We start from the raw sequence: 22,139 nt of genomic DNA on the forward strand, positions 1-22,139 counted from the left end.
AAAGGGTGCAATTTTCTATCATTGCACCTATACTCTGTATCATCTTTCGGCTTCGCAGCAATAACTGACTCTTAAGAGCATACGCTAATCCAAAAATGACGGCCTCCAGTTTTCCGTGTTGAATTTCAGGAAAACAACTTGCCCCTGCATTGACATCAACTTGCCCCAACGTCAGCAATAGAGGGGCAAGCAGGGAGGCCAGCAGAATGAACTGGAATGAAGACGACAAGCGGCTCGGTATGGACCGGCCGATCAGCCGGCGCGATTTCCTCGATGGGATCGCCTTTGCCGCTGGCGGCATGATGGCGATGCGGGCGCTGGGCCCAAGCGCCGCGAGGGCGCAAACCGCAGGGGCACCCGCCGCCTACCCGCCGAGCGTGGCCGGCCTGCGCGGCCAGACCGACGCCGCCCAGAACGTCATGCATGCCGTGCGCGACGGCTCCTACTGGCAGAAGGCCGGCGCGGTGACTGCGACCGGCGAGCATTATGACCTTGTCGTCGTCGGCTCCGGCCTGTCGGGCCTGGCCGCTGCCTACGTCTACCGCCAGCAGGCCGGGCAGGACAAACGCGTGCTGCTGATCGACCCGCTCGACGATTTCGGCGGCCATGCCAAGCGCAACGAATATGTCACGGCCAGCGGCCGCAAGATCATCGGCTATGGCGGCTCGCAGTCGATCGACACGCCGAGCTTCTTCAGCCCCGCCGTGCACAAGCTGCTCTTCGATGTCGGCATCGACCTCAAGCGTTTCGAAACCTGGTTCAACAACAAATGGCGCGACGATCGCGGCCTTTCTAGCCGGGCTCTGTTCTTCTGCAAGGAGCAGTGGGGCGAAGACAAGCTGGTGATCCGCGGCAAGGATGCGAAAGCCTGGATTGCCGAAACCCCGCTCAACGACAAGGCCAAGGCCGACCTCGTCACGCTGATCGAAGGCCCAGCCGATTACCTGCCCGGCCTCGACCGAGAAGCGAAGCTGCAAAAGCTGAGCGACATCACCTACAAGCAGTTCCTGCTCGACCATGCCAAGGTCGACCCGCAGATCGTTGCCCTCTACCAGATCACCACCATGGGCTATTTCGGTGTCGGCATCGACGCCACCAGCGCGCTCGACGCCTGGACCAACGGCAGCCCGGGCTTCGACGCGATGGATCTCGGCGAGGCGGTTCACAAGAACATGGCGCCAAGCGGTCGACTGGGTTTCGCCGGACCAGACGACTACATCTACCACTTCCCCGAGGGCAATGCCGGCATCGCCCGCGCGCTGGTGCGCGGCCTCATTCCGGCAGCCCTCCCCGGCACGACAATGGAAGAGATCACCACCGGCACGCTTGATTATGGGCAGCTCGACGTGGCTGCGAACCCGGTGCGTATCCGCTTGAACTCGACGGTTGTGAAGGTCGCACATGACGGTGCGCCTGGCAGCGCCGAGCGAGTGGTCGTCACCTATGCCGGCCAAGGCGGCAAGCCGTTCTCGGTCACCGGCAGCCATGTCGTGCTCGCCTGCTGGAACCGTGTCATCCCCTACCTCACCGAGGAACTCCCGAAGGAGCAGGTGACCGCTCTCAACGACCAGCAGAAGGTGCCGCTGATCTACACCAACGTGGTGATCCGCAATTGGGAGGCCTTCGACAAGCTCAAGATCGACCGTTTTGCCGCGCGCGGCAATTTCTGGAGCGGCGCCTCGATCGACTTCCCGGTGTCGGTGGGCGACTACAAGTTCGTCGACAAGCCGTCGGAGCCGGTGGCGCTGCACCTCACCAAGGTGTTTGCCGCCCCTGCCGACACGGCGCGCGAACAGTTCCAGGCCGGGCGTTGGGAGCTTTACAGCCTCACCTTCGAAGAGATGGAGCGCTCGATCCGCGACATGCTCAACCGCGCCCTCGGGCCGGGCGGCTTCGACGCCGCACGTGACATCGAGGCAATCACCTGCAACCGCTGGGCTCATGGCTACGCCTATGAGTATATGAGGCCATGGGACGCCTACTGGCCGGATGGCCCGCTGCCCATCGAGACGGCACGCAAGCCATGGGGACGCATCGCCATCGCCAATGCCGACAGCGGCGCTTATGCCTATGCGCATTCGGCGATCGACCAGGGCATCCGCGCCGTGCGCGAGCTGATCGGTACGCCCGAAGGCGCAGCCGATTTCAGCCGCTTCCCCGGCCCGCCGCTCGACAAGATCGGGCTCTGAGACATCGGCTCAAGGCGGCGCGGCCAAAACGACCCCGCGCCGCCATGCCGAACCACTTCATTACTTCATGCGCGCGCCGACTGCGGGCTGCATGTTCGTTGGCGCAATGGTCGCGGCATCGGGCCGGGCTTGCGTGAACAATCCTTGAGAACAGATACCGGGGCGCAAGCATTGTGCTCCAACCGCACTGCCAAATTGGCGGCGGTGGCTTGCCGCCGGCAAATGATCATGGTAACGTTCCCACAAGTCGCTCGGGAGGAGCATAGGGAATGCAGCGGAAGCGCCCGACGATCATTGACGTCGCGGAGAAGGCGGGGGTGTCGAAGAGCACCGCCGGTCGTGCGCTTTCCGGAGCCTCCAACGTCACCGACGAGGCCCGCGAGCGGGTGCTCGCTGCAGCCCAGGCCGTGGGTTACGAGCGCAACGATCTCGCTGTCGGCATGCGCTCCGGGCGCACGGGGCTGCTCGGCCTGGTCATTCCCGATATCACCAATCCGTTCTGGGCGGAGGTGGCGCGCGGCGCCCAGGATCGCGCCGCTGAAAACGGCGCGTCGCTCCTGGTATTCTCCTCGGACTGGAACCATCAGCGCGAGGCCGGCCATTTGCGCGCGCTGCGCCAGGCGCGGGTCGATGGCGCGATCATCAATCCCGTGGCCGACAATTTCGACGATCTCGACCGCTTCGGCCTGCCTTTCGTGCTGATCGGCTCCAGCGCCGAGCGCTTTCCCGAGACATCGAGTGTCGGCTCCGACATCGCCCAGGCGGTACGGCTGGGCATGGACCACCTGGTTTCAAAGGGTCATCACGCCCCTGCCCTGATCCTCGGCCCGAAGTCGCGTATCGCCCGCGCGCGCTTCCTGCGGACCTTTCACGAGCACTGCGTCGAGCGCGACGTCGATCCGGCGGCATTGCCGATGGAAGACGGGGAATACACGGTCGAAGGGGGGCGTGAGGCGATGAAACGCCTGCTGCAGCGCCATCGCGGCGGCCATTTTGCCGTCTTCGCCGCCAACGACCTGATGGCGCTGGGCGCGATGATGGCGGCGCGCGAAGCCGGCATGCGCTGCCCCGAGGACGTTTCGATCCTTGGTTTCGACGGCGTGCCGGCCGGCGCCTTCTCATGGCCCGGCCTGACAACCGTGGCCAAGCCCGGGCGCGAGATGGGCGTGCGCTCACTCGATTGCCTGCTCGACGAAATTGCCGGCCGTTCGGAACACGGCCGGGTGTTCCTGCCATGCCGGCTGATCGAGCGTGGGTCGCTTGCCGACCTGTCGCTGGTCCAGCCCAGGCGCGCGGTCGGGAACGGGAGGTAGCCTGATATGACCGACCACAACAGGGCCATGGTCGCGCCCGAAATTGGGAACGTTCCCAAATCAAGTGTCCGCCGGAAGCCGACGCAGGCCTCGCTGGCGCATGGCTGGCGCCGCTGGTGGCCGTATTACGTGATGATGGCGCCGGGCCTCGCCTTCTTTTTGGTGCTGCATTACCTGCCGATCTGGGAGGCGCGCATCGCCTTCGAGCAGGTCCGGATTGTGCCGCCCAATGTCTGGGTCGGGCTCAAGCATTTCTACGTGCTGTTTGCCTCGCCGGTGTTCTGGCAGGTGCTTGCCAACACACTGATCATCTCGGCGATGAAGATGGCGTTCTTCCTGCCGGTGCCGATCCTGGTGGCGCTCCTGATCAACGAGGTGCGCGGCGGCCGCCTGCGCAAGTTCATCCAATCTGCGATCTATCTGCCGCACTTCCTGTCCTGGGTCGTGATCGCCGGCATCTTCATCGCCGCGCTGTCGCCGACCGACGGCGCCGTCAACAACCTGATGGGCATGGCCGGCATCGCGCCGCGCTCGTTCATGACCGACACCGGCGCCATCCGCTGGGTTCTGGTCTTCACCGAAATCTGGCGCTCCGCCGGCTGGGACAGCCTGCTCTACCTCGCCGCCATCATCGCCATCGACCAGCAACTCTATGACGCCGCCGAGATCGACGGCGCCAACCGCTGGCAAAAGATCTGGCACGTCACGCTGCCGGGCATCGTGCCGACGATTGCGACGCTGTTCATCCTCAATGCCGGCATGTTCCTCAACGCCGATCTCAACCAGGTCATCAACTTCTCCAACGACGTGGTGCGCTCCAAGATCGATATCGTCGACACCTACGTCTACCGCATCGGTCTGCAGACAGGCGAGTATTCGCTGGCGACAGCGGCCGGCCTGTTCAAGGCGGTGCTGGGCACGATCATGATCGTTGTGGCCCACTTCGTGTCCAAGCGCCTGACCGGCAAGGGAGTTTGGTGATGGCCCTGTCGCGCAAGACCCCGCTCGAACGCATCGAATATGCCATCATCGTGTCGACGCTTCTGCTGCTCGTCGTGGTGACCGTGCAGCCGATCCTCAACCTTCTGGCGGTGTCGCTGTCCGAGCCCGCCAGGGTGCCCGGCATGAGCGGCCTGACCATCCTGCCCAGCGGATTCTCGCTCGAGGTGTGGAGCGTGCTGCTCCAGCATCCAAACGTGCAGCGCGGCATCTTCAATTCGATCTTCATCACCGCCGCCTCGACTGCTATCGGCGTCGTCGGCACCGCACTGATGGCCTGGGGCCTGTCTCGGCCGGGCCTGCCGGGACGCAAGGCGCTGTTCATCCTGGTGCTCGTCACCATCGTCTTCGAACCGGGCATCATTCCGGAATATTTCGTCAACAAGCGGCTCGGGCTGCTCAACAGCTACTGGTCGGTGATCCTCTACAAGGCGGTCAACGCCTGGTATCTCATCATCCTGATCCGCTTCTTCGAAGAAATCCCCAAGGAACTGCTCGAGGCCTCCGAGCTCGACGGCGCCAATCCCTTCCAGGTGTTCTGGTATGTGGTGCTGCCGCTGGCAAAGCCAGCGCTGGCAACGATCTCGCTGTTTTACCTCGTCTTCCACTGGAACGAGTTCTTCCATGCGATGATCTACCTGAACGACCAGAACAAATGGCCGCTGCAGGTGGTGCTTCGCCAGTTCGTCATCGATGGCGACAAGCTTGCCATCGTCGGCATCGACAACGCCAACAACAACACCGGCGCAAGCCAGATCGACCTCAGGTCACTCAAGGCCGGCATGATCCTGCTGACCATCGCGCCGATCCTCGCGATCTACCCGCTGATCCTGAAATTCTTCACCAAGGGCACCATGAGCGGCGCGCTCAAGGGCTGATGGCGAAGAGTACCAACCAAAAAGCCTATCCAAAGGAGGAGATGAAATGTTGAGACGAGTTTTCCTGATGGCATCGACAGCGCTCGCGCTGAGCCTTGCCGTGGCTGTCCCCACCATGGCCGAGCCGGTCAAGATCCGCATCGTGTCGAAGGATTTCGGGCCGAACAACCCCGACGACGTCAAGCACCTCAAGCGCATCGAGGATGCGCTGCGGGCACAGGGCACCGACCTTGATATCGAGCTGGTCGATCTGCCTTCGTCGGGTTACGCCGACAAGCTGTCGGTGATGCTGCTGTCGGGCGACATTCCGGACCTGATCTATTTCCAGGGCGGCGACGCCAAGATGGTCGAACAGGGCGTGCTGGAGGACCTCACGCCCATGATCGCCGAGTCCAAGAACGTCAAGGACGGGCTGTGGCCGCACAATGTCGAGCGCCTGAAGAACTATCCCTACCTGCTCTATGTCTATCCGGTGCGTGGCCCGCAGCCGGTGATCCGCAAGGACTGGCTGGAGAAGACCGGGCTCAAGGCGCCTGAAACGGTCGAAGACTATGTGAACCTGTTCAAGGCGATCAAGGACGGCGACCTCGACGGCAACGGCAAGGCCGACACTTATGGCGTCACCACTGCCGACAACACCAACGAGCTCGACTCGATCTTCAACCAGGCATTCGGTGTCACCGGTTCGTGGATGAAGAATGCCGCCGGCGAGTGGGTGCATGCCCGTATCACCAGCCAGGAGAAGGACAAGATCGCCTTCTACGCCTCGCTGCGCGAGCAGGGCCTGTACGATCCCGAATACATCACCACCAAGTTCGACGTGAAGGAAGACAAGTTCTACACCGGCAAGGCCGGCGTGATCTTCGGCTCGTCGGGCGAAGTCATCGACATCTATGGCGGCAAGATGCGCCAGGTCCATCCGGGCACCGAGCTTGTGCTGCTGTCGCCGCCGAAGGGCCCGGTCGGCCAGGGCCTGTCGGCCGTTGACGTGTCCAAGGAGTCGCGCGGCTTTGCCATCTCGACCACCTCCAAGCACAAAGCCGAGGTGATGAAGCTGCTCGACTTCATGGCGAGCCCCGAGGGCCAGATGATGGACCGCCTCGGCTTCGAGGGCCAGGAATACACCAAGGACGGCGACACCTATAAGGTCACCGACAAGATGGCGACCTGGTATGCCCGCTTCATGGTGACGGCAAACTGGAAGCCGCCTGTTGTCTGGCAGTCGGAAGCCGCCCAGCAGTCGCTGGCGACGATCCAGAAATACTTCAAGCCGGACAATTCCTTCGTCTGGCCGGCCGAATATGCCGCCGATCTCGACGCCACCGAAAACGTCTACCGCTCCTGGGTCTACAAGTTCATCTCCGGCGAAGCCAAGATGGACCAGTGGGACCAGTATGTCGCCGAATGGGAAGCCGCCGGTGGCAAGCGTCTCAACGAATATGCAAGGACCGTACTTGATGCAGCCAAGTGATGCACAGGGGCTCTCCCTCCGGGGACGAGTCCGTGCGCTCATCCATGGCGTCGCCCTCGGCGACGCCATCGGAGCGCCGATCGAAAAGCTTTCCGCCGCCGAGATCGCCAAGCGCTACGGGCGGGTGAGCTCGCTCGACACCGAGTGGCACAAGATGTCGCTCGATGCGACGGCGCGCAACGGCAGAATCCGCGGCAACGGCATCGTCACCGACGACACGCTGATGACCCTGTGCCTGATGGATATCTATGCCGAGACCGGCAGGCATCTCGACGCCTGGGACATGGCCGACGGCATGGTGCGCCAGATCGCCTGGGTCCCGCGCTGGGTACCCGAATTGCAGCGCGAGGCGATGCTGATCGAGCGGCTGTTCTACCCGGAAAAGTGGATTTTCCAGCGCCACCAGCTGGCCTCCTGCGATCCACGCCAGGGCGGTATCGGCAACATGGTCAATTGCGGAGCTGCGATGTATGTGGCCCCCATCGGCGTGGTCAACGCCTGCGATCCCAGGGCCGCCTATGACGAAGCGATCGCCTTCGCCTCCGGCCACCAGGAGAGCTATGGCCTCGAAGCCGCCGGCGTCTTCGCAGCAGCAGTGGCCGCTGCCTTCATTCCTGGCACCACCATCGACGAGGTCGTCGAAACGGCGCTGGCGCTCGCCAAGGACGGTACCCGCAACGCCATTGCCGACATAGCCGACGCCGCGAAACGGCTGCGCACGACAGGCGCGGACCATGCAACGGTCGTTGCCGAGTTCCACAGGGTCATCGCGCCTTATTCGCCGATGGGCGACGACGTCAATCACACGCCCGCCAAGGCCGGTCGGCTGACCAACGCCTACCAGCCGAGCCGCCTGGGCGCGATCGAGGAGCTGCCGCTGGCGCTGGGCTTCTGCCTGCTCAATGCGGGCGACTTCCGCAAGTCGATCGAGGACGGCGCCAACTCCGGCCGCGACACAGACTCTATCGGCGTCATGGCCGGCGCGATCCTCGGCGCCATGCATGGCGAAAGCGTCATTGCCGAAGCCGACCGGGCGCTGCTCGACACCGCCAACCGGCTCGATCTCAACGCCTCCGCCGACGCCTTCACGGCGACGGTCAAGACCATCCTTGCCGCCGACCAGGCCGCCGCTGACGCGCGTGCTGCCCGCCGCGCGGCCCTTACGCTCTAGTTTCGCAACGAAAGACCGACGATGCCCAAGCTCACCAAAGAGACGATTTACGAAAAGATCTATGCCGGCTTCATCGGCAAGGCCATTGGCGTTCGCCTTGGCGCACCGGTCGAACCGACGATCTGGAGCTATGAGCGCGTCCAGAAGACTTATGGCGAGGTCACCCAGTACCTGCGCGATTTCAAGAATTTCGCCGCCGACGACGACACCAACGGGCCGGTCTATTTCATCCGCGCGCTGCGCGACTACGGTCTGGGCGCCACCGCCGAGCATGTCGGCAAGACCTGGGTCAACTATGCCGCAGAAGAGCACGGCATGTACTGGTGGGGCGGCTTCGGCGTCTCCACCGAACACACCGCTTATCGCAACCTGCGCGCCGGCATTCCTGCCCCGCAGTCGGGCTCCATCGCCCAGAACGGCAGCACCATCGCCGAGCAGATCGGCGGCCAGATCTTCATCGACAGCTGGGGCTGGGTGCATCCGGGCGAGCCACAGAAGGCCGCCGACGCCTCGGCGCGCGCGGCATCCGTCGCCCATGACGGCGATGGCCTGAATGGCGCGCGCTTCTGCGCCGCAGCCATCGCCAAGGCCTTCGAGGCAACCTCCATCGACGAGATCGTTGCGGCGGCCCTTGCAACCATCGATCCGCGCTCGACCTATGCCCGCGTGGCCAACGCGGTGATCGCTTTCCACAAGGCCAATCCTGATAACTGGCGTGCCTGCCGCGACATGCTGACTGCCGAGTGGGGCTACGACCGCTATCCCGGCGTCTGCCACATCATCCCCAATGCGGGCGTGACCGTGATGGCGATCCTCTATGGCGAGGGCGACCTGCCGCGTACCGCCGAGATCGCCACCATGGCCGGCTGGGATACCGACTGCAACGCCGGCAATGCGGGCGCCATCGTCGGCACCTTCCAGGGCGTGCAGCCCGGCTGGGACAAGTACCGCAAGCCGATCAACGATTTCGTCATCGCCTCGGGCGTCGTCGGCTCGCTCAACATCGTCGACATTCCGTCCTTTGCCCGCGAACTGACAGTGCTTGCGCTGCAACTGCGCGGCGACGAGGTGCCGGCTCTGTGGCTCGAGGACTTCACCCGCCGCGGCGTGCGCTTCGACTTCGACCTTCCCGGCGCCACCCACGCCTTCCGCACCGCCGGCTTCAATCAGGTCAGCGCCAAGGCCTCGACCGAAAGGCACGTCGAGGGCTCACGCGGCTCGCTCGAAATCCAGCTCGACCGGCTGGAGCGCGGCCAGGGCGGCCGCATCTTCTGGAAGCCGTTCTACCGTCGCGAAGATTTCGACGACGAACGCTATCGGCCGATGTTCACTCCGCTGGTCGATGCCGGTCAGAAGGTGTCGTTCAAGCTCTGGCTCGATCCGTGGAACGGCGACGGCAACCTGCGCGTCGCGCCTTATGTCCGCCGCGCCATGTCGGGCACCATCGAAGAGATCGGCGGCTGGCACGTGCCCAATCACGAAGCCTGGCAGGACTATGAGTTCACCGTGCCGGAAGGGCTCGAAGCCATCGACGAGATCGGCATCCAGGTCGAGTATTTCGGCCGGGTGAAGTTCCTGGGCCGCCTGTTCCTTGCCGACTTCAAGGTCGAAGGTGCCGGCCACTCCGTCATCGATCCGCGCACCGAGGTGCAGGAATGGGGTGCGATCTCTCGCTTCACCTGGAACCGCGGTCACTGGACGCTGCAGAACGGCCGCATCCATGCCCATACGCCAAACGACGCCGACATGTGGGCGGGCCATTATTATGCCCGCGACGTCAAGGTCGTGGCCGACATCCAGCCTTTGGCCGGTGGCTCGCAGCTGGTCACGGCACGTGTCCAGGGCACCAGCCGGTTCTATGCCGCCGGCTTCGACGGCAGCGACGTGGTGATCCTCAAGGAGGACTTCGGCACGACCGTTCTCGCCCGCGCGCCGTTCAACCGCGAGCTCGGCAAGAACTATGCCTTCGCGTTTTCGGCGACCGGCGACACGCTGTCCTTTGCTATCGACGGCAAGACGCTCATCGAGGCGAAGGACGACGAGTACACCTACGGCATGGCCGGCCTGCGCCTGGGCGCGCTCGGCCGCATGAGCGTGGGAACGGTCGAGATCATCGAGACGGCCTGACGGTGTGGTCCCCGCTCCTGGTCTGGCGACGGGAGCGGGGACCGGCAAGGGCCTATCGAAAGGGAGGAATATGTCTGAAATCGAACTCAGGAACGTCGGCAAGAGCTATGGCAGCGTGCCGGTGCTCGACGACATTTCGCTCGACATGGGCAGCGGCGAGTTCGTTGTTCTGGTCGGCCCGTCGGGTTGCGGAAAATCGACGCTGCTCAGGATGATCGCCGGGCTTGAGGATATCAGCTCCGGCGAAATCACCATCGGCGGCAGGATCGTCAACGACATGCCGGCCAAGGAACGCGACCTGGCCATGGTGTTCCAGAACTATGCGCTCTACCCGCATATGAAGGTCGCCGACAATATGAGCTTCGCGCTCAAACTCGGCGGCGTGTCCAAGGTCGAGATCCGACAGCGCGTTGCCGAGGCAGCCGAAATCCTCGGGCTCGAAAACCTGCTCGACCGGCTGCCGCGCGAGCTGTCGGGCGGCCAGCGCCAGCGCGTCGCGATGGGTCGCGCCATCGTGCGCGATCCCAGAGCCTTCCTGTTCGACGAGCCCTTGTCCAATCTCGACGCCAAGCTGCGCGTCAAAATGCGTGGCGAGATCAAGAAGCTGCATCAGCGTCTCGGCAAAACCACCATCTACGTCACCCACGACCAGACCGAGGCCATGACCATGGCCGACAAGATCGTGGTGCTGAACGGCGGCAGGATCGAGCAGATGGGCCCGCCGCTCGAGCTCTATCGCAACCCGCACAACCTCTTTGTTGCCGGCTTCATCGGCTCGCCCGAGATCAATCTGCTGTCCGGCGAAGTCGACGGCCAAGACCTGCGGCTTGCCGACGGCGCCACGCTGCCCCTGCCCGCCGGTGTCGGCCTCGCGCGGGGTCGCAAGGTCGTCTACGGCATTCGCCCCCAGCATATCGGCCTCGCCGATGACGGTGTTGCCGCCGAGGTCGTCCTGGTCGAACCGACGGGCGACGCACAGGAAGTGCTGCTGCGCATCGGCGCCAACGACATCTCCATGGTGCTGAGCGATGCAACACCCTTGCAGGCCGGCCAGCCTGTCGGGCTCGGCTTCGACCCGGCCAAGGTGCTGTTGTTCGACAAGCAGACCGGCGGACGCCTTCAATGACCGGCTTTGCCCGCATGCATTGGGACCCGGCCGCCGAGGGACCGCTTGAAGGCATCAAGGTGCTTGACCTGTCGCGACTGGTCGCCGGCAACATGCTGTCGCTGCAGCTTGCCGATTTTGGCGCCGACGTCATCAAGATCGAACCGCCGGCCGGCGATCCACTGCGCGAATGGAAAGAAGACGGCCTGTCGATCTTCTGGAAGACCTATGGCCGCAACAAGCGCTCGGTGGTGCTCAACCTGCGCGAGGACGCCGACCGCGAGGCGCTGTGGACGTTGATCGACAGTGCTGACGTGCTGATCGAAAACTACCGCCCGGGAACGCTGGAGCAGATGGGTCTTGGCCCGGACCTGCTGCTTGAGCGCAATCCCGATCTTGTGGTCGTGCGCATTTCCGGCTTCGGCCAGACTGGGCCCTATGCCGAACTCCCCGGCTTCGGCACCATCGTCGAAGGTATGAGCGGCTACGCCTATCGAACCGGATTCCCTGATCGTGAACCGGTGCTGCCACCCCTGGCGCTCGCCGACATGATTGCCGGCATCTATGGCATGTCGGCGACGGCAACCGCGCTCTTTGCCCGCCAAAAGGGCAAGTCGCGCGGCCAGGTCGTCGACCTGTCGCTGCTCGAGCCTATCTTTTCGGTGCTCGGCCCCGAGGCCGGCATCCATGCGCTGACCGGCAAGGTCAAGGAGCGTGTCGGCAGTGCCTCGAACACGGCCAGCCCGCGCAACGTCTATCGCTGCGCCGACGGCAAATATGTCGCCCTGTCCGGCTCGACGCCGGCAGTGGCGCGCCGCATCTTCGAGATCATCGGCCGGGCCGACATGAACACGGATCCGCGCTTTGTCACCAACAGCGAGCGCCTCAGGCATCGCGAACTGGTCGACGACGCCATCGGCGCCTGGTTCGCGACCCGTTCGCATGACGAAGCGCTCGCCATCATGCGTGACAGCGGCGCCACCGTCGGGCCGATCTACAGTATCGCCGACGCTGCCGGCGACCCGCATTTCGCCGAGCGCGAGGTGATCGTTTCGCTCGACGACGCCGACCATGGCGCGCTGCCGATGCATAACATCGTGCCGCGTCTGTCGGCGACACCGGGAACCTTCCGTCGCCCGGCGCCGGGGCTCGGCGAGCACACGTCTGAAGTGCTCGAGGAGGTCGGCGTCTCGCCCGAGGCAGTTGCGAAAATCGTCGCGGGAGCCGGCAGATGAGGCTGCGCTCCCTGCTCTATGTGCCGGCTCATGCCGAGCGGTTCGTCGCCAAGGCGCATGAGCGGGGCGCCGACGCCATCATCCTCGATCTCGAGGACTCGGTGCCGCAAGACGCCAAGATTTCGGCGCGCGAAAACCTTGCCGCCTCAGTCAGGCAGGTCGGACAAGCAGGCGCCGCGGTTTTCGTGCGCATCAACGCGCCCGCCGAACTGCGGTTCGACGATGCCGCTGCCGCCTGCCGGGCCGGCGTGACCGGCCTGATGATTCCAAAGCTGTCGGCACCTGAGGAACTCGACCAGTTGGCGACGCTGCTCGCCTCGATCGAACGCGAGCCGACGCTGTTCATCGGCCTTGTGGAGGACCCAGGCGCGGCGCTCGATGCCCGTTCGCTTGGCGCACATCCGCGTGTCATGGGGCTGGCGCTCGGCGGCGAGGACTATGCCACCGCAATGGGCGCCGAGCCCACGCCCGAGGTGCTGCGCCTGCCCAAGCAACTTCTGCACATGGCCGCAAAGGCATGCGGCAAGCAGTCGTTCGGGCTCTTGCGCAGCGTTGCCGACTACACCGACCTCGACGGAATCAGGTCAGCCACAGCTGAGGCAAAGGCCTTCGGCTTCGACGGCGCAACCTGTGTGCATCCGTCCGCGGTGCCGCTGCTGAACGCCGGCTTTTCCCCGACCGAAACCGAGCTCGACTGGGCCCAGCGGCTCGCGACTGCCGCCGAGGCCGCAAAAAGCGAAGGCCGCGGTGCTTTCGCACTCGACGGCAAGATGGTCGATGCACCCGTCATTGCCCGCGCCCGGACGATCCTGGACAGGGCTTAGAGCAGCGCGCCCAGGGGTTGTCAGACCCGTCGCGCAGTTTCATGCAGCATCCGCCAAAATCATCTCGGACGCCTTCTCCGCGATCATGATGACAGGCGAATTGGTGTTGCCCGAGACGATCGACGGCATGATCGAGGCATCGACGACGCGCAGGCCGGTCAGTCCGTGAACCCTGAGCCGCGCATCGACCACCGACATGGGATCCGAGCCCATCTTGCAGGTGCCGACCGGATGGAAGATCGTGGTGGCGATGTCGCCGACCTTGCGCAGCACATCGGCGTCGCTCGCGACTGCCGGCCCGGGCAATATCTCTTCCGGCAAAAAGCGCTTGATGGCCGCAGTCGACATCAGCTTGCGCACATGGCGGATGGAAGCGATGGCGACATCGCGGTCGCCTTCCGTTGAAAGGTAATTGGGCCTGATGGCGGCCGCCACGCGCGGATTGGCCGACACGGCATGCACCGTGCCCCGGCTTTCCGGCCTCAAATTACAAACCGAAACGGTAACCGCCGGGAAGCGGTGCAGCGGCTCGCCGAGCTTGTCGGTGCTGAGCGGCTGGACGTGGTATTCGAGGTCGGGCGTCTCGAGGCGCGGATCGCTGCGGGCGAAGATGCCGAGCTGGCTGGGCGCCATCGACAGCGGGCCGGAGCGCCTGAGCGCATATTCGATGCCCATTGCCGCGCGGCTGAACAGATTGTGGTAGCGCTGGTTGAGCGTCGCGGCATTGCTCACCTTGAAGACGGTGCGGATCTGCAGATGATCCTGCAGCCCCTCGCCTACGCCGTCGAGCCGGTGCGCCACATCGATGCCGAGCGCGGAGACCACATCGGGCCGACCGATGCCCGACAGCTCCATGATTTTCGGCGAATTGATCGCGCCTGCGGCAAGGATCGTCTCCCCGGCCTTCGCCTCAAACAGCTTGCCATCGAAGCGGAAGACCACACCGCGCACCTGCCGCCCATCGAGCACCAGCCGTTCTGTCTCGGCGCCGGTGACGACGCGCAGATTGGGCCGGTTGAGGATCGGCCTGAGGAACGCCTTGGAGGTGTTCCAGCGCACGCCCTTCTTCTGGTTCACTTCGAAATAGCCGGAACCTTCATTGGTGCCCTGGTTGAAGTCATCGGTACGCGGAACGCCGATCTCCTCGGCGGCATCGCGGAAGGCATCGAGGATCGGCCAGGACAGGCGCTGGCGTTCGACCCGCCACTCGCCGCCTTTGCCGTGTCCGGATGGCGCCGCACCATGATAGTCCTCCGACTTGAGGAAATAGGGCAGAACGTCGTCCCAGCCCCAGCCGACATTGCCGGCCTGGCGCCAGCCATCATAGTCGGCGGCCTGGCCGCGCATGTAGATCATGCCGTTGATTGACGAGCAGCCGCCCAGAACCTTACCCCTGGGATAGTTGAGCGCCCGACCGTTGAGGCCCGCCTCGGCCTCGGTCTTCATCAGCCAGTCGGTGCGCGGATTGCCCATGCAGTAGAGATAGCCGATGGGAATATCGATCCAGTGATAGCGGTCGCTGCCGCCGGCTTCGAGCAAAAGCACGCGATTTCCAGGATCAGCGGACAGGCGGTTGGCCAGCACGCAGCCGGCCGAGCCGGCGCCGACCACGACGAAGTCATAGGTGCCGAAATCGCTTGTATCGGTCATGCCCCGACCTGTTCGCTCGCCATGCTCTGCCACAATGGGCCCATCGCCTTATTGATTTCGCCATAAAGCCGGTAGCGCCGTCCATAGGCCTGCGCCAGCTCGCAATTGGGCTCATAGTGGCGCGCCGCCGCCGTCATTGCAGATGCACCGTCGGCGAAGTCCTTGAAGACACCGACGCCGGTGGCGGCGGCAATGGCAGCACCCAGTGCGCCTGTCTCGCGGCTGCGCGCCACCGTTACCGGCAGGCCCAGCACGTCGGCGAAGATCTGCGGCCAAATGGCGCTGCGCGAGCCGCCCCCCGACAGCACCGCCTCGTCGAGCGTAGCACCCGCTGCCCGCAACGTCTCGACATGACGTCGGTGTTCGAACGCCACGCCCTCGAACAGCGCTCTAAGCAGATGGGCACGGCTGTGCCAGCCGGCGATGCCGTAGAAGCCGGCACGCGCCTGGCCGTTGGTCTGGGCGCCATAGAGATAAGGATGGTAGATCGGCACATCACTCGTCGGATCGATCGAAGCGACCAGCTCGCCGCAGACCTCGAAGGGCGAACGGCCGGTTTCGTGTTCGTGCTCGAAGAACTCCCGCACGATCCATTCGAGATTGGCGGCGGAGGTGGCGCTGGATTCGATCGCCAGATAGCGCTCGGGATCGTAGGTCGAAAGCATGAAGATGCTGGGGTCGCGGATCGGCTCGTTGGTGATGACCTGGTTGATGCTCCAGGTACCGGCGATGATCGAGGCAGCGCCGGTGCGGGTGACGCCGGAGCCTACGGCGCTGGCAACCACGTCGAAGAGCCCGGCAATGACAGATGTTCCCTCGGCAAGCCCGGTCAGGCGCGCAACTTCAGGTGAAATGCGCCCGGCGATCTCGGCCGATTCCAGCACCGGCGGCAACAGCGGCGCGCAGTCCTCGAGCCCGTAGGCGGCAAGCAACTCACCTTCATAGCGGCGGCCCGGCATCGATAGCAGTCCGCATCCCGACATGTCGGTGGTGTCGGACGAGCGCGCGCCGGTCAGCCGGTTGACGACGAAATCCTTGCACAGGAACACAGTACCGATGCGCCCATAAAGCGCCGGATCGTGGCGTTTCAGCCAGGCGAGCAGCGTCGGCGTCTGCGCCGCCCACGGCTTTTGAAGGCAATGCGGATAGGTGCGTTCGCCGACGCCCTGCTTCTGCCATTCCGACACAAGTGCTGCGCCGCGTGTGTCGAGCGACTGGATGCCGACAAGCGGCTCGCCGTCACGGTCGAGCGCATAGAGCCCGTTTCCATGGCCGGCGCAACCGACGGCGAGGATGTCTGCGGCATCGACACCCGACCGTTCGATGCACTGTCCGATGACCTCGACGGCATTGCGCCACAGCTCGCCCAGGTCGCGCTCGACATGACCTGCTTTCGGCATGCACGACCGGCCGTCCTTGGCGGCAAGTGCCAGCTCACGCCCTTCAAGGTCGAACAGCACGGCCTTGATGACGGTGTTGCCGGCATCGAGGCCGAGAATATATCCTCCCATAAGCCCCTCCCAAGGCCTTGGAGCCTATCCCATTCGCATCGAATGGGAATTAGGCTCTGTCTTGTTTGATCGCATGTGCCCGCACGACCGGTTCGCAGCTTGCGGGACGCTGCGTCGAGCAAATGCCCTAGTTCGACCGGCTGTACCGGTCCCAGGCTGTTGCACCGTCGGCTCCCTCGTGGATGATCGCCATCAGGCCCGCCACGACCGCGCGCGGATTGGCATGCTGGTAAACGTTGCGGCCATAGACCATGCCATGCGCGCCCTGCGCCATCAGTGCCGCCGACTTGTCGAATACGGTCCGCAGGTCCTCCTTGCCGCCGCCCCGCACCAGCACCGGGCAGCGCGCCGCTTCGACCACCCGGTAGAAATCGCCAGCCTCCGTGGTCGGGTCGGCCTTGACGATGTCGGCGCCCATCTCGCGAGCCAGCCGCGTCAGCGTCACGATCTTCTCGGCATCGCCGTCGACCATGTAGCCGCCGCGCTCCGAATTTGGCAGCATCGCCAGCGGTTCGATCATCAACGGCATGCCGTATTTGTCACAGTCGGCGCGGACACGCGCGATGTTCTGCACACACTGTCGAAACAGGTCGGGCTCGTCGGGAAGCATGAACAGGTTGACCACAACGCAGGCAGCATCCATCGCCAGCGCGCCAATCAGAGGTTCGTGCTCGTTCTGCAGCACCGACCACATGTCGCGGTGGCGGGTCTTGTTGTAGGGGTTGCCCATGTCGATGCGCATGACCAGCGCCGGCTTGTCCTTGCCCGCGCGCTCCTGCAGCAGATCGGCCTGGCCGAAATTCATCTGGATGGCATCGGGACGCGCCGCGGCCAGTTGGTCGACCACACCAGCCACGTCTTCCAGCCCGTCAAGGAAGGATGGCTCGTTGCAGACGCCATGGTCGATGGCAACGTCGAGACAGCGACCGTTGGCGAACAGACGGTTCATGCGGACTTTAGGGCTGATGCGCATTGAGCGCTCCTTTCGGATCTTGCTGAGAGTTTGGTGGCGTCGAGCCCGTGCCGGCTTTCCAGCAGGGCGAGAAATTCCTGGCGCTCGCGGGCGCTACGCTGTTCATCCCACCCCTTGGCCCCAGCCAAGATGTCGAGCGCCTGCTCGATGAGCCCGGACGAGAGCTTGCCGGTCACGCCGATTGTCGTGCGCCGCAGCAGCAGATCGTCGAGCTTCTCGACATGTTCATGCGCGATCAGATGGGCGAGCTCGGCAATGGAGTAGCGGCAGCCTAGCAACATCGTGTCATCGCCGAGCGCTTCGGCAATCGTTGCCGCGTCCGTGCCATAACGCTCGAACAACTCGCGGATGCGGGCACGGGGCAGTCCTGAAATGGCTGCCTGTTCGATCAGCCAGCGTTCGACATCAGCAGGGAAATCCCTGCCGCCGCCGATGGCAAGTTCCTCGGTATCCCTGGCCCGTTTCATGCCGAGCCTCTCCAGCGCCATGTCGGCGGCCAGCGCGCCGAAGGAGCGGAACGTGGTCCACTTGCCGCCGATCATGCACAGCATCTCCGGCACGGCGCCGCTCGCTGGAACCGCTTCACAGAAATGATCGCGCGGGATTCGGCCGGTGAAGCTATCGTCGCTGACCGGCAGCGGGCGTACACCGGCGAACTGGAAGACGATCTCTTCAGGTGCGATGCGCAGATGGGGGAAAACGAAGGCGAGCGACTGAAGAATGTAATCGCGCTCGTCGGCCTCGCAGCGCACCTCGTCCGGATCGTCGACACGGATATCCGTCGAGCCAACAAGCACATTGCCGAGATAGGGGAACAGGATGCAGATGCGACCGTCCTCGTTCTCGTAATAGATCATGTGGCCCGAGAGCGCGTCGTGCAGCTCGCGATTGGCGACGATCAGGTGCGAGCCCTTGGTGCCGCCCATCATTCTGGGTACGGAGGTGCCAAGGCCAGCGTTTGTCAGGTCGATCCAGCCGCCGGTGGCGTTGACGATCAGCTGCGGCTTCAGCCGCATCGTCTCGCCGGTCAGCGTGTCGGTGAGCATCACCCCGTCGGCGTCACCGCTGACCTGCGCATGGTTCAACGCAGCTGCAGAAGGATTGGCGACGAGCGCGTCGTTCAGCATTTCAACGCCCAGCCGCTCGGGCCGGCTGACCCAGGCGTCATAGTAGGTCGCGGAGTTGCGGATATCGGGATTGATCGCCGGCCAGGTCTTCAGTGTTTCGGCCCGGCTGCGGAAGATGTGCTTCGGCATCAGCTGGCGGCTGGCAGTCAGGACGTCATAGACGGCGAGCCCCGCCTTAATGACGACAGCACCGCGACGGCTTGGCCTTCGGGTCAGGCCGAGAAAGCGGAAGGCACCGTTGGTGATGCCCGAGAAGAGATCGAAGATCGGCACCGTCGTCGGCAGCGGGGCGACGAAATGCGGGGCGTTCTTGAGCAGCCTGTCGCGCTCCAGCAGCGACTCCCGCACCAGCTTGAACTCGCCGTTCTCTAGATAACGCAAGCCGCCATGCACCATGCGCGACAGAGCGGCACTCGCCCCCGAGCAATAGTCGCCCTTGTCGGCCAGGAGCACGTCGACACCCTGCAGCGCCAGCTCGCGGAACAAGCTGATGCCGTTGATGCCGCCCCCGATCACGAGCACGGCAGGGCCGTTCCGGCCCTTGAGGCCGGCTATGGTTTCGCTGCGGTTCATGGTGCGGAGCGCTTCCTTCGGTCAGGCGTCCATCGCGACGAGATGCCTGGAAATGGCGGTGTCGAGGGCTGTCAGATCGTCGGCATCGAGCCTGATCTGGCCGGCCCGCGCGTTATCAAGGGCTTGCGCCGGATTGCGAGCGCCACAGAGCGCAAATGTGATTCCGGGCTGGGCCAGCGTCCAGGCGATCACCACCTGCGCCATGCTCGCCCGGTGCCGGTCGATGACGGGCGCAATGGCCGCCTTGAGCGCGGCAACCTTCTGCCGGTTGACCTCGGAGAAGCGCGGATTGTCCTTGCGCTGGTCGTCGCCTTCGAACTTTCTCGACGGGTCGATGGCGCCCGAGAGCAGGCCGAGCGCCAGCGACGAGTAGCTGAGCGTGGCGACATCATTGGCCCGCGTGATCGGTAGCAGCGTGTCCTCGATCTCGCGGTCGAGCATCGAGTAGCGCTCCTGGATGGCGTCGAGCTGGCCCGCTTCGACATAGGCATTCAGCTCGTCGGCATTGACATTGCTTGCGCCGATGGCGCCGATTTTGCCTTGCCGCTTGAGCCGCAACAGAGTGTCCATCGTCTCGGCAACAGGCGTCGTCGGGTCCTGCCAGTGGGTGATGTAGAGATCGATATGGTCGGTGCCGAGGCGTCGCAGGCTCTGCTCGATCTCATGGGCGATGCCGTCGGCGCCGAGATAACGATGAACGGGCAGTCCGTCCTGGTCGAAGAAGTGCTTGCCTTTGCCGGAATGCCAGTTGAGCCCGCATTTGGTGGCGATGACGACCTTGTCGCGGCGCCCACGAATCGCCTTGCCGACAATCTCCTCGCTGCGGCCGAGGCCGTAGGCAGGTGCCGTGTCGATCAGCGACACGCCGGCATCGATGGACGCCTGGATCGCGGCAATCGAGGCATCCTCGTCGGTGCCGCCCCACATCCAGCCGCCGATGGCCCAGGTGCCGAGGCCGACGCCGGATGCGGCGATGCCCGATCGACCGATGTTGCGAACAAGCTGGCTCATGGTCTCTTTCCTTCGGCGAGTTCCAGGACCTGAAGGGCCGTGGCTTCGTCGGTGACGATGGTTTCAAGGTGGTTGCCACGCATGGCGCTCAGGATCGGCGCGACCTTGCTTGTGCCGCTGGCAACACCGATGGTGCGCGGGATGGTGGCGAATTCTTCCAGGGTCAGCGACACCAGGCAGCGGTTGAGGCTGTAGTCGCAGACCTTGCCCTGAGCATCGACGAGATGGGCGAGAAGCTCGCCCGCCGCACCCGAATGCTCGATGGCCTGGCGGTCGGTGCTCGACGAGGGATGCAGGTCGTAATAGCTGGAGTCGTCGGTCAGGATCGAGCCGATGCCAACCACCGCGACATTGGCCTCGCGCGCCTTGCGGAACACGTCGGAAACGGAGCTGACCCCCATCAGCATGTTGCGCTGCTCGGGGCTGTCGGCAAACAGCGGCGCATGCACCTGGAAGGCGCGGCCGCCGAGCTTGTCGGCCATCAGCGACGCCACATGGTTGACGTCGGTGTAGTGCTTGCCCTGCACGAGCCCGGTCGCCGGAATGACCTCGACCTTGACCTGCCGCCCGCCATTGAGGCCCGCGACCACGGCCGAGACGCCCTTGCCACCGGTGATGGAGATGGTGTCGCCATCCTTGATCGTGTCTTGCAGCAGCGTTGCTGCGGCTTCGCCGACGCGCTGAAGTGCTGTCTGCGGATTGTCGCCGAGCGACGGCACGACCACCGCGCGCTTGAGGCCGCCAAGCGCCACCAGCCGCGCCTCGATGGCGACGAGGTGTTCGATCGGCGACTTGATCCTGATTTCGACCAGCCCCATCTGGTGGCCGCGTTTGATCAGGCGGTTGACCGTCGCATGCGAGATGCCCAGCTCGTGGGCGATCTCAGCCTGGGTCTTGCCTTCCATGTAGTGGAGCACGAGCGCCTGGTGCATCTGGCGAGCACTGGCGATTTCGTCGCGTGAGTTTCCATTTGCCATCATGCGCCTCCCGCTCATGCCTTCCTGCGGTGAAGCAGGTGATCGATGGAGACGGCAGCGAGCAGGATGCAGCCCTTGATCATGTCCTGCCAGTAGACCGAGATGTCGAGCAGGATCAGCGAGCTGGTGACCACAGACAGCAGCGCCATGCCGAGGATCGCGCCGAAGATGGTGCCCGAGCCGCCATTGAGCGAGGCTCCGCCGATGACGGCTGCGGCAATGATGTTGAGCTCCATGCCGGCACCGAAGGTGGGCGTGGCCGCCCCGAAGCGGGACATGTAGATGACACCTGCGAAACCTGCGAGCGTCGAGCTCAGCACCGTGACCCAGAACTTCACCTGCTTGGTGCGGATGCCGGAATACTGCGCCGCCTTCTCGTTGGAGCCGGTGTAGAAAACCTTGCGGAAAGCGGTCGCCCGGCGCAGCAAAAAGTCGAAGATCGCAACCACCACCACGAAGATGATGATGACATAGGGAACGCCCTGAAAGCTGCCTTGGCCAATCGCCTTGAAAGCCGGCGGCAAGGTGAACAGCGACAGCGGCGTGCCCTTGGTGACGATCAGGCACAGGCCGCGCACGATCACCATTGCCGCGAGCGAAGTGATGAAGTGGTTGAGCCCAACCACGGTGACGAAGAAGCCCATGACCGCGCCGATCAGTGCGCTGACCGCGATGCCGATCAGGCTGGCGGTCCACGGATCGAGCCCTGCGAGAAATAGCGCACCCGACACCACCATCGAAAAGGCGACGACCGAGCCGACTGACAGGTCGATGCCGCCGACGATGAGCAGGATGGTCATGCCGACGACGACAATGCCCTCGATGGAGAAGCTCATCAGCATGGCGCGGAAGTTGCCCCATGTCAGGAAGTGCGGCGAGGCGAACGACATGGCAATGCACAGCGCCAGGATGATGACGATCAGCCCTGCCTCGCGCATCGAGCCGAGCCGCGCAAGGTTCCAGCGCGCGCCCTGGCTTTCGGTCTTGATCTGAGCCGTCATGATC

The 22,139-nt window shown here is 64.2% G+C and carries 17 protein-coding genes; 10 read left to right on the forward strand and 7 right to left on the reverse strand.

What is annotated here, in order from left to right; all coding sequences use genetic code 11:
- Positions 1-206 precede the first annotated feature (206 nt).
- The 10 genes from NDO48_RS15810 to NDO48_RS15855 all read left to right on the forward strand — a co-directional run bounded on the left by NDO48_RS15810 (position 207) and on the right by NDO48_RS15855 (position 13,312).
- Entirely contained in the window at positions 207-2,189 is a 1,983-nt protein-coding gene (locus NDO48_RS15810; RefSeq protein WP_018430794.1) for an NAD(P)-binding protein, read from the forward strand.
- 269 nt (positions 2,190-2,458) lie between these two features.
- Positions 2,459-3,502, forward strand: coding sequence for a LacI family DNA-binding transcriptional regulator (locus NDO48_RS15815; RefSeq protein WP_018430793.1), 1,044 nt, complete (start codon positions 2,459-2,461; stop codon positions 3,500-3,502).
- Positions 3,503-3,508: 6 nt separating this feature from the next.
- A complete protein-coding gene (locus tag NDO48_RS15820) occupies positions 3,509-4,483 on the forward strand; it encodes an ABC transporter permease (protein WP_018430792.1) in 975 nt (324 codons plus the stop codon).
- Positions 4,483-5,379, forward strand: coding sequence for a carbohydrate ABC transporter permease (locus tag NDO48_RS15825; RefSeq protein ID WP_018430791.1), 897 nt, complete (start codon positions 4,483-4,485; stop codon positions 5,377-5,379). Before NDO48_RS15820 ends, NDO48_RS15825 begins: the two co-directional genes overlap by 1 nt.
- 46 nt (positions 5,380-5,425) lie before the next feature.
- On the forward strand, positions 5,426-6,850 hold the full coding sequence (locus NDO48_RS15830; protein ID WP_267321770.1) for an extracellular solute-binding protein: 1,425 nt from the start codon (positions 5,426-5,428) through the stop codon (positions 6,848-6,850).
- Positions 6,837-8,021, forward strand: coding sequence for an ADP-ribosylglycohydrolase family protein (locus NDO48_RS15835; RefSeq protein ID WP_018430789.1), 1,185 nt, complete (start codon positions 6,837-6,839; stop codon positions 8,019-8,021). The genes NDO48_RS15830 and NDO48_RS15835 overlap by 14 nt, the downstream gene beginning before the upstream one ends.
- Positions 8,022-8,042: 21 nt before the next feature.
- A complete protein-coding gene (locus tag NDO48_RS15840; RefSeq protein ID WP_018430788.1) occupies positions 8,043-10,148 on the forward strand; it encodes an ADP-ribosylglycohydrolase family protein in 2,106 nt (701 codons plus the stop codon).
- A gap of 70 nt (positions 10,149-10,218) precedes the next feature.
- A complete protein-coding gene (locus tag NDO48_RS15845) occupies positions 10,219-11,274 on the forward strand; it encodes an ABC transporter ATP-binding protein (protein ID WP_018430787.1) in 1,056 nt (351 codons plus the stop codon).
- Positions 11,271-12,488, forward strand: a complete 1,218-nt coding sequence (locus NDO48_RS15850) for a CaiB/BaiF CoA transferase family protein (protein WP_018430786.1) — start codon at positions 11,271-11,273, stop codon at positions 12,486-12,488. Before NDO48_RS15845 ends, NDO48_RS15850 begins: the two co-directional genes overlap by 4 nt.
- Complete coding sequence (locus NDO48_RS15855) at positions 12,485-13,312, forward strand: HpcH/HpaI aldolase/citrate lyase family protein (protein ID WP_018430785.1); 828 nt, start codon at positions 12,485-12,487, stop codon at positions 13,310-13,312. The genes NDO48_RS15850 and NDO48_RS15855 overlap by 4 nt, the downstream gene beginning before the upstream one ends.
- 39 nt (positions 13,313-13,351) lie before the next feature.
- Here the strand turns inward: NDO48_RS15855 and NDO48_RS15860 are convergent, their stop codons facing one another.
- The 7 genes from NDO48_RS15860 to NDO48_RS15890 form a co-directional block, all read right to left on the reverse strand.
- Entirely contained in the window at positions 13,352-14,962 is a 1,611-nt protein-coding gene (locus NDO48_RS15860; protein ID WP_018430784.1) for a GMC family oxidoreductase, read from the reverse strand.
- The gene (locus tag NDO48_RS15865; RefSeq protein WP_018430783.1) at positions 14,959-16,473 is read right to left on the reverse strand and encodes an FGGY-family carbohydrate kinase; all 1,515 of its coding nucleotides are present in this window, start codon (positions 16,471-16,473) and stop codon (positions 14,959-14,961) included. Before NDO48_RS15865 ends, NDO48_RS15860 begins: the two co-directional genes overlap by 4 nt.
- A 127-nt stretch (positions 16,474-16,600) precedes the next feature.
- Positions 16,601-17,446: a class I fructose-bisphosphate aldolase gene (locus tag NDO48_RS15870; RefSeq protein WP_267321771.1), complete on the reverse strand. Its 846-nt coding sequence runs from the start codon at positions 17,444-17,446 to the stop codon at positions 16,601-16,603.
- Positions 17,419-19,146: a glycerol-3-phosphate dehydrogenase/oxidase gene (locus tag NDO48_RS15875; protein ID WP_018430781.1), complete on the reverse strand. Its 1,728-nt coding sequence runs from the start codon at positions 19,144-19,146 to the stop codon at positions 17,419-17,421. The genes NDO48_RS15870 and NDO48_RS15875 overlap by 28 nt, the downstream gene beginning before the upstream one ends.
- 21 nt (positions 19,147-19,167) lie before the next feature.
- Positions 19,168-20,157: an aldo/keto reductase gene (locus NDO48_RS15880; protein WP_018430780.1), complete on the reverse strand. Its 990-nt coding sequence runs from the start codon at positions 20,155-20,157 to the stop codon at positions 19,168-19,170.
- Positions 20,154-21,134: a sugar-binding transcriptional regulator gene (locus NDO48_RS15885; protein ID WP_026227759.1), complete on the reverse strand. Its 981-nt coding sequence runs from the start codon at positions 21,132-21,134 to the stop codon at positions 20,154-20,156. The genes NDO48_RS15880 and NDO48_RS15885 overlap by 4 nt, the downstream gene beginning before the upstream one ends.
- A 14-nt stretch (positions 21,135-21,148) precedes the next feature.
- The gene (locus tag NDO48_RS15890) at positions 21,149-22,135 is read right to left on the reverse strand and encodes an ABC transporter permease (protein ID WP_018430778.1); all 987 of its coding nucleotides are present in this window, start codon (positions 22,133-22,135) and stop codon (positions 21,149-21,151) included.
- Positions 22,136-22,139: the final 4 nt, after the last annotated feature.

The organism is Aminobacter sp. MET-1, assembly GCF_026521175.1.
Lineage (GTDB): Bacteria > Pseudomonadota > Alphaproteobacteria > Rhizobiales > Rhizobiaceae > Aminobacter.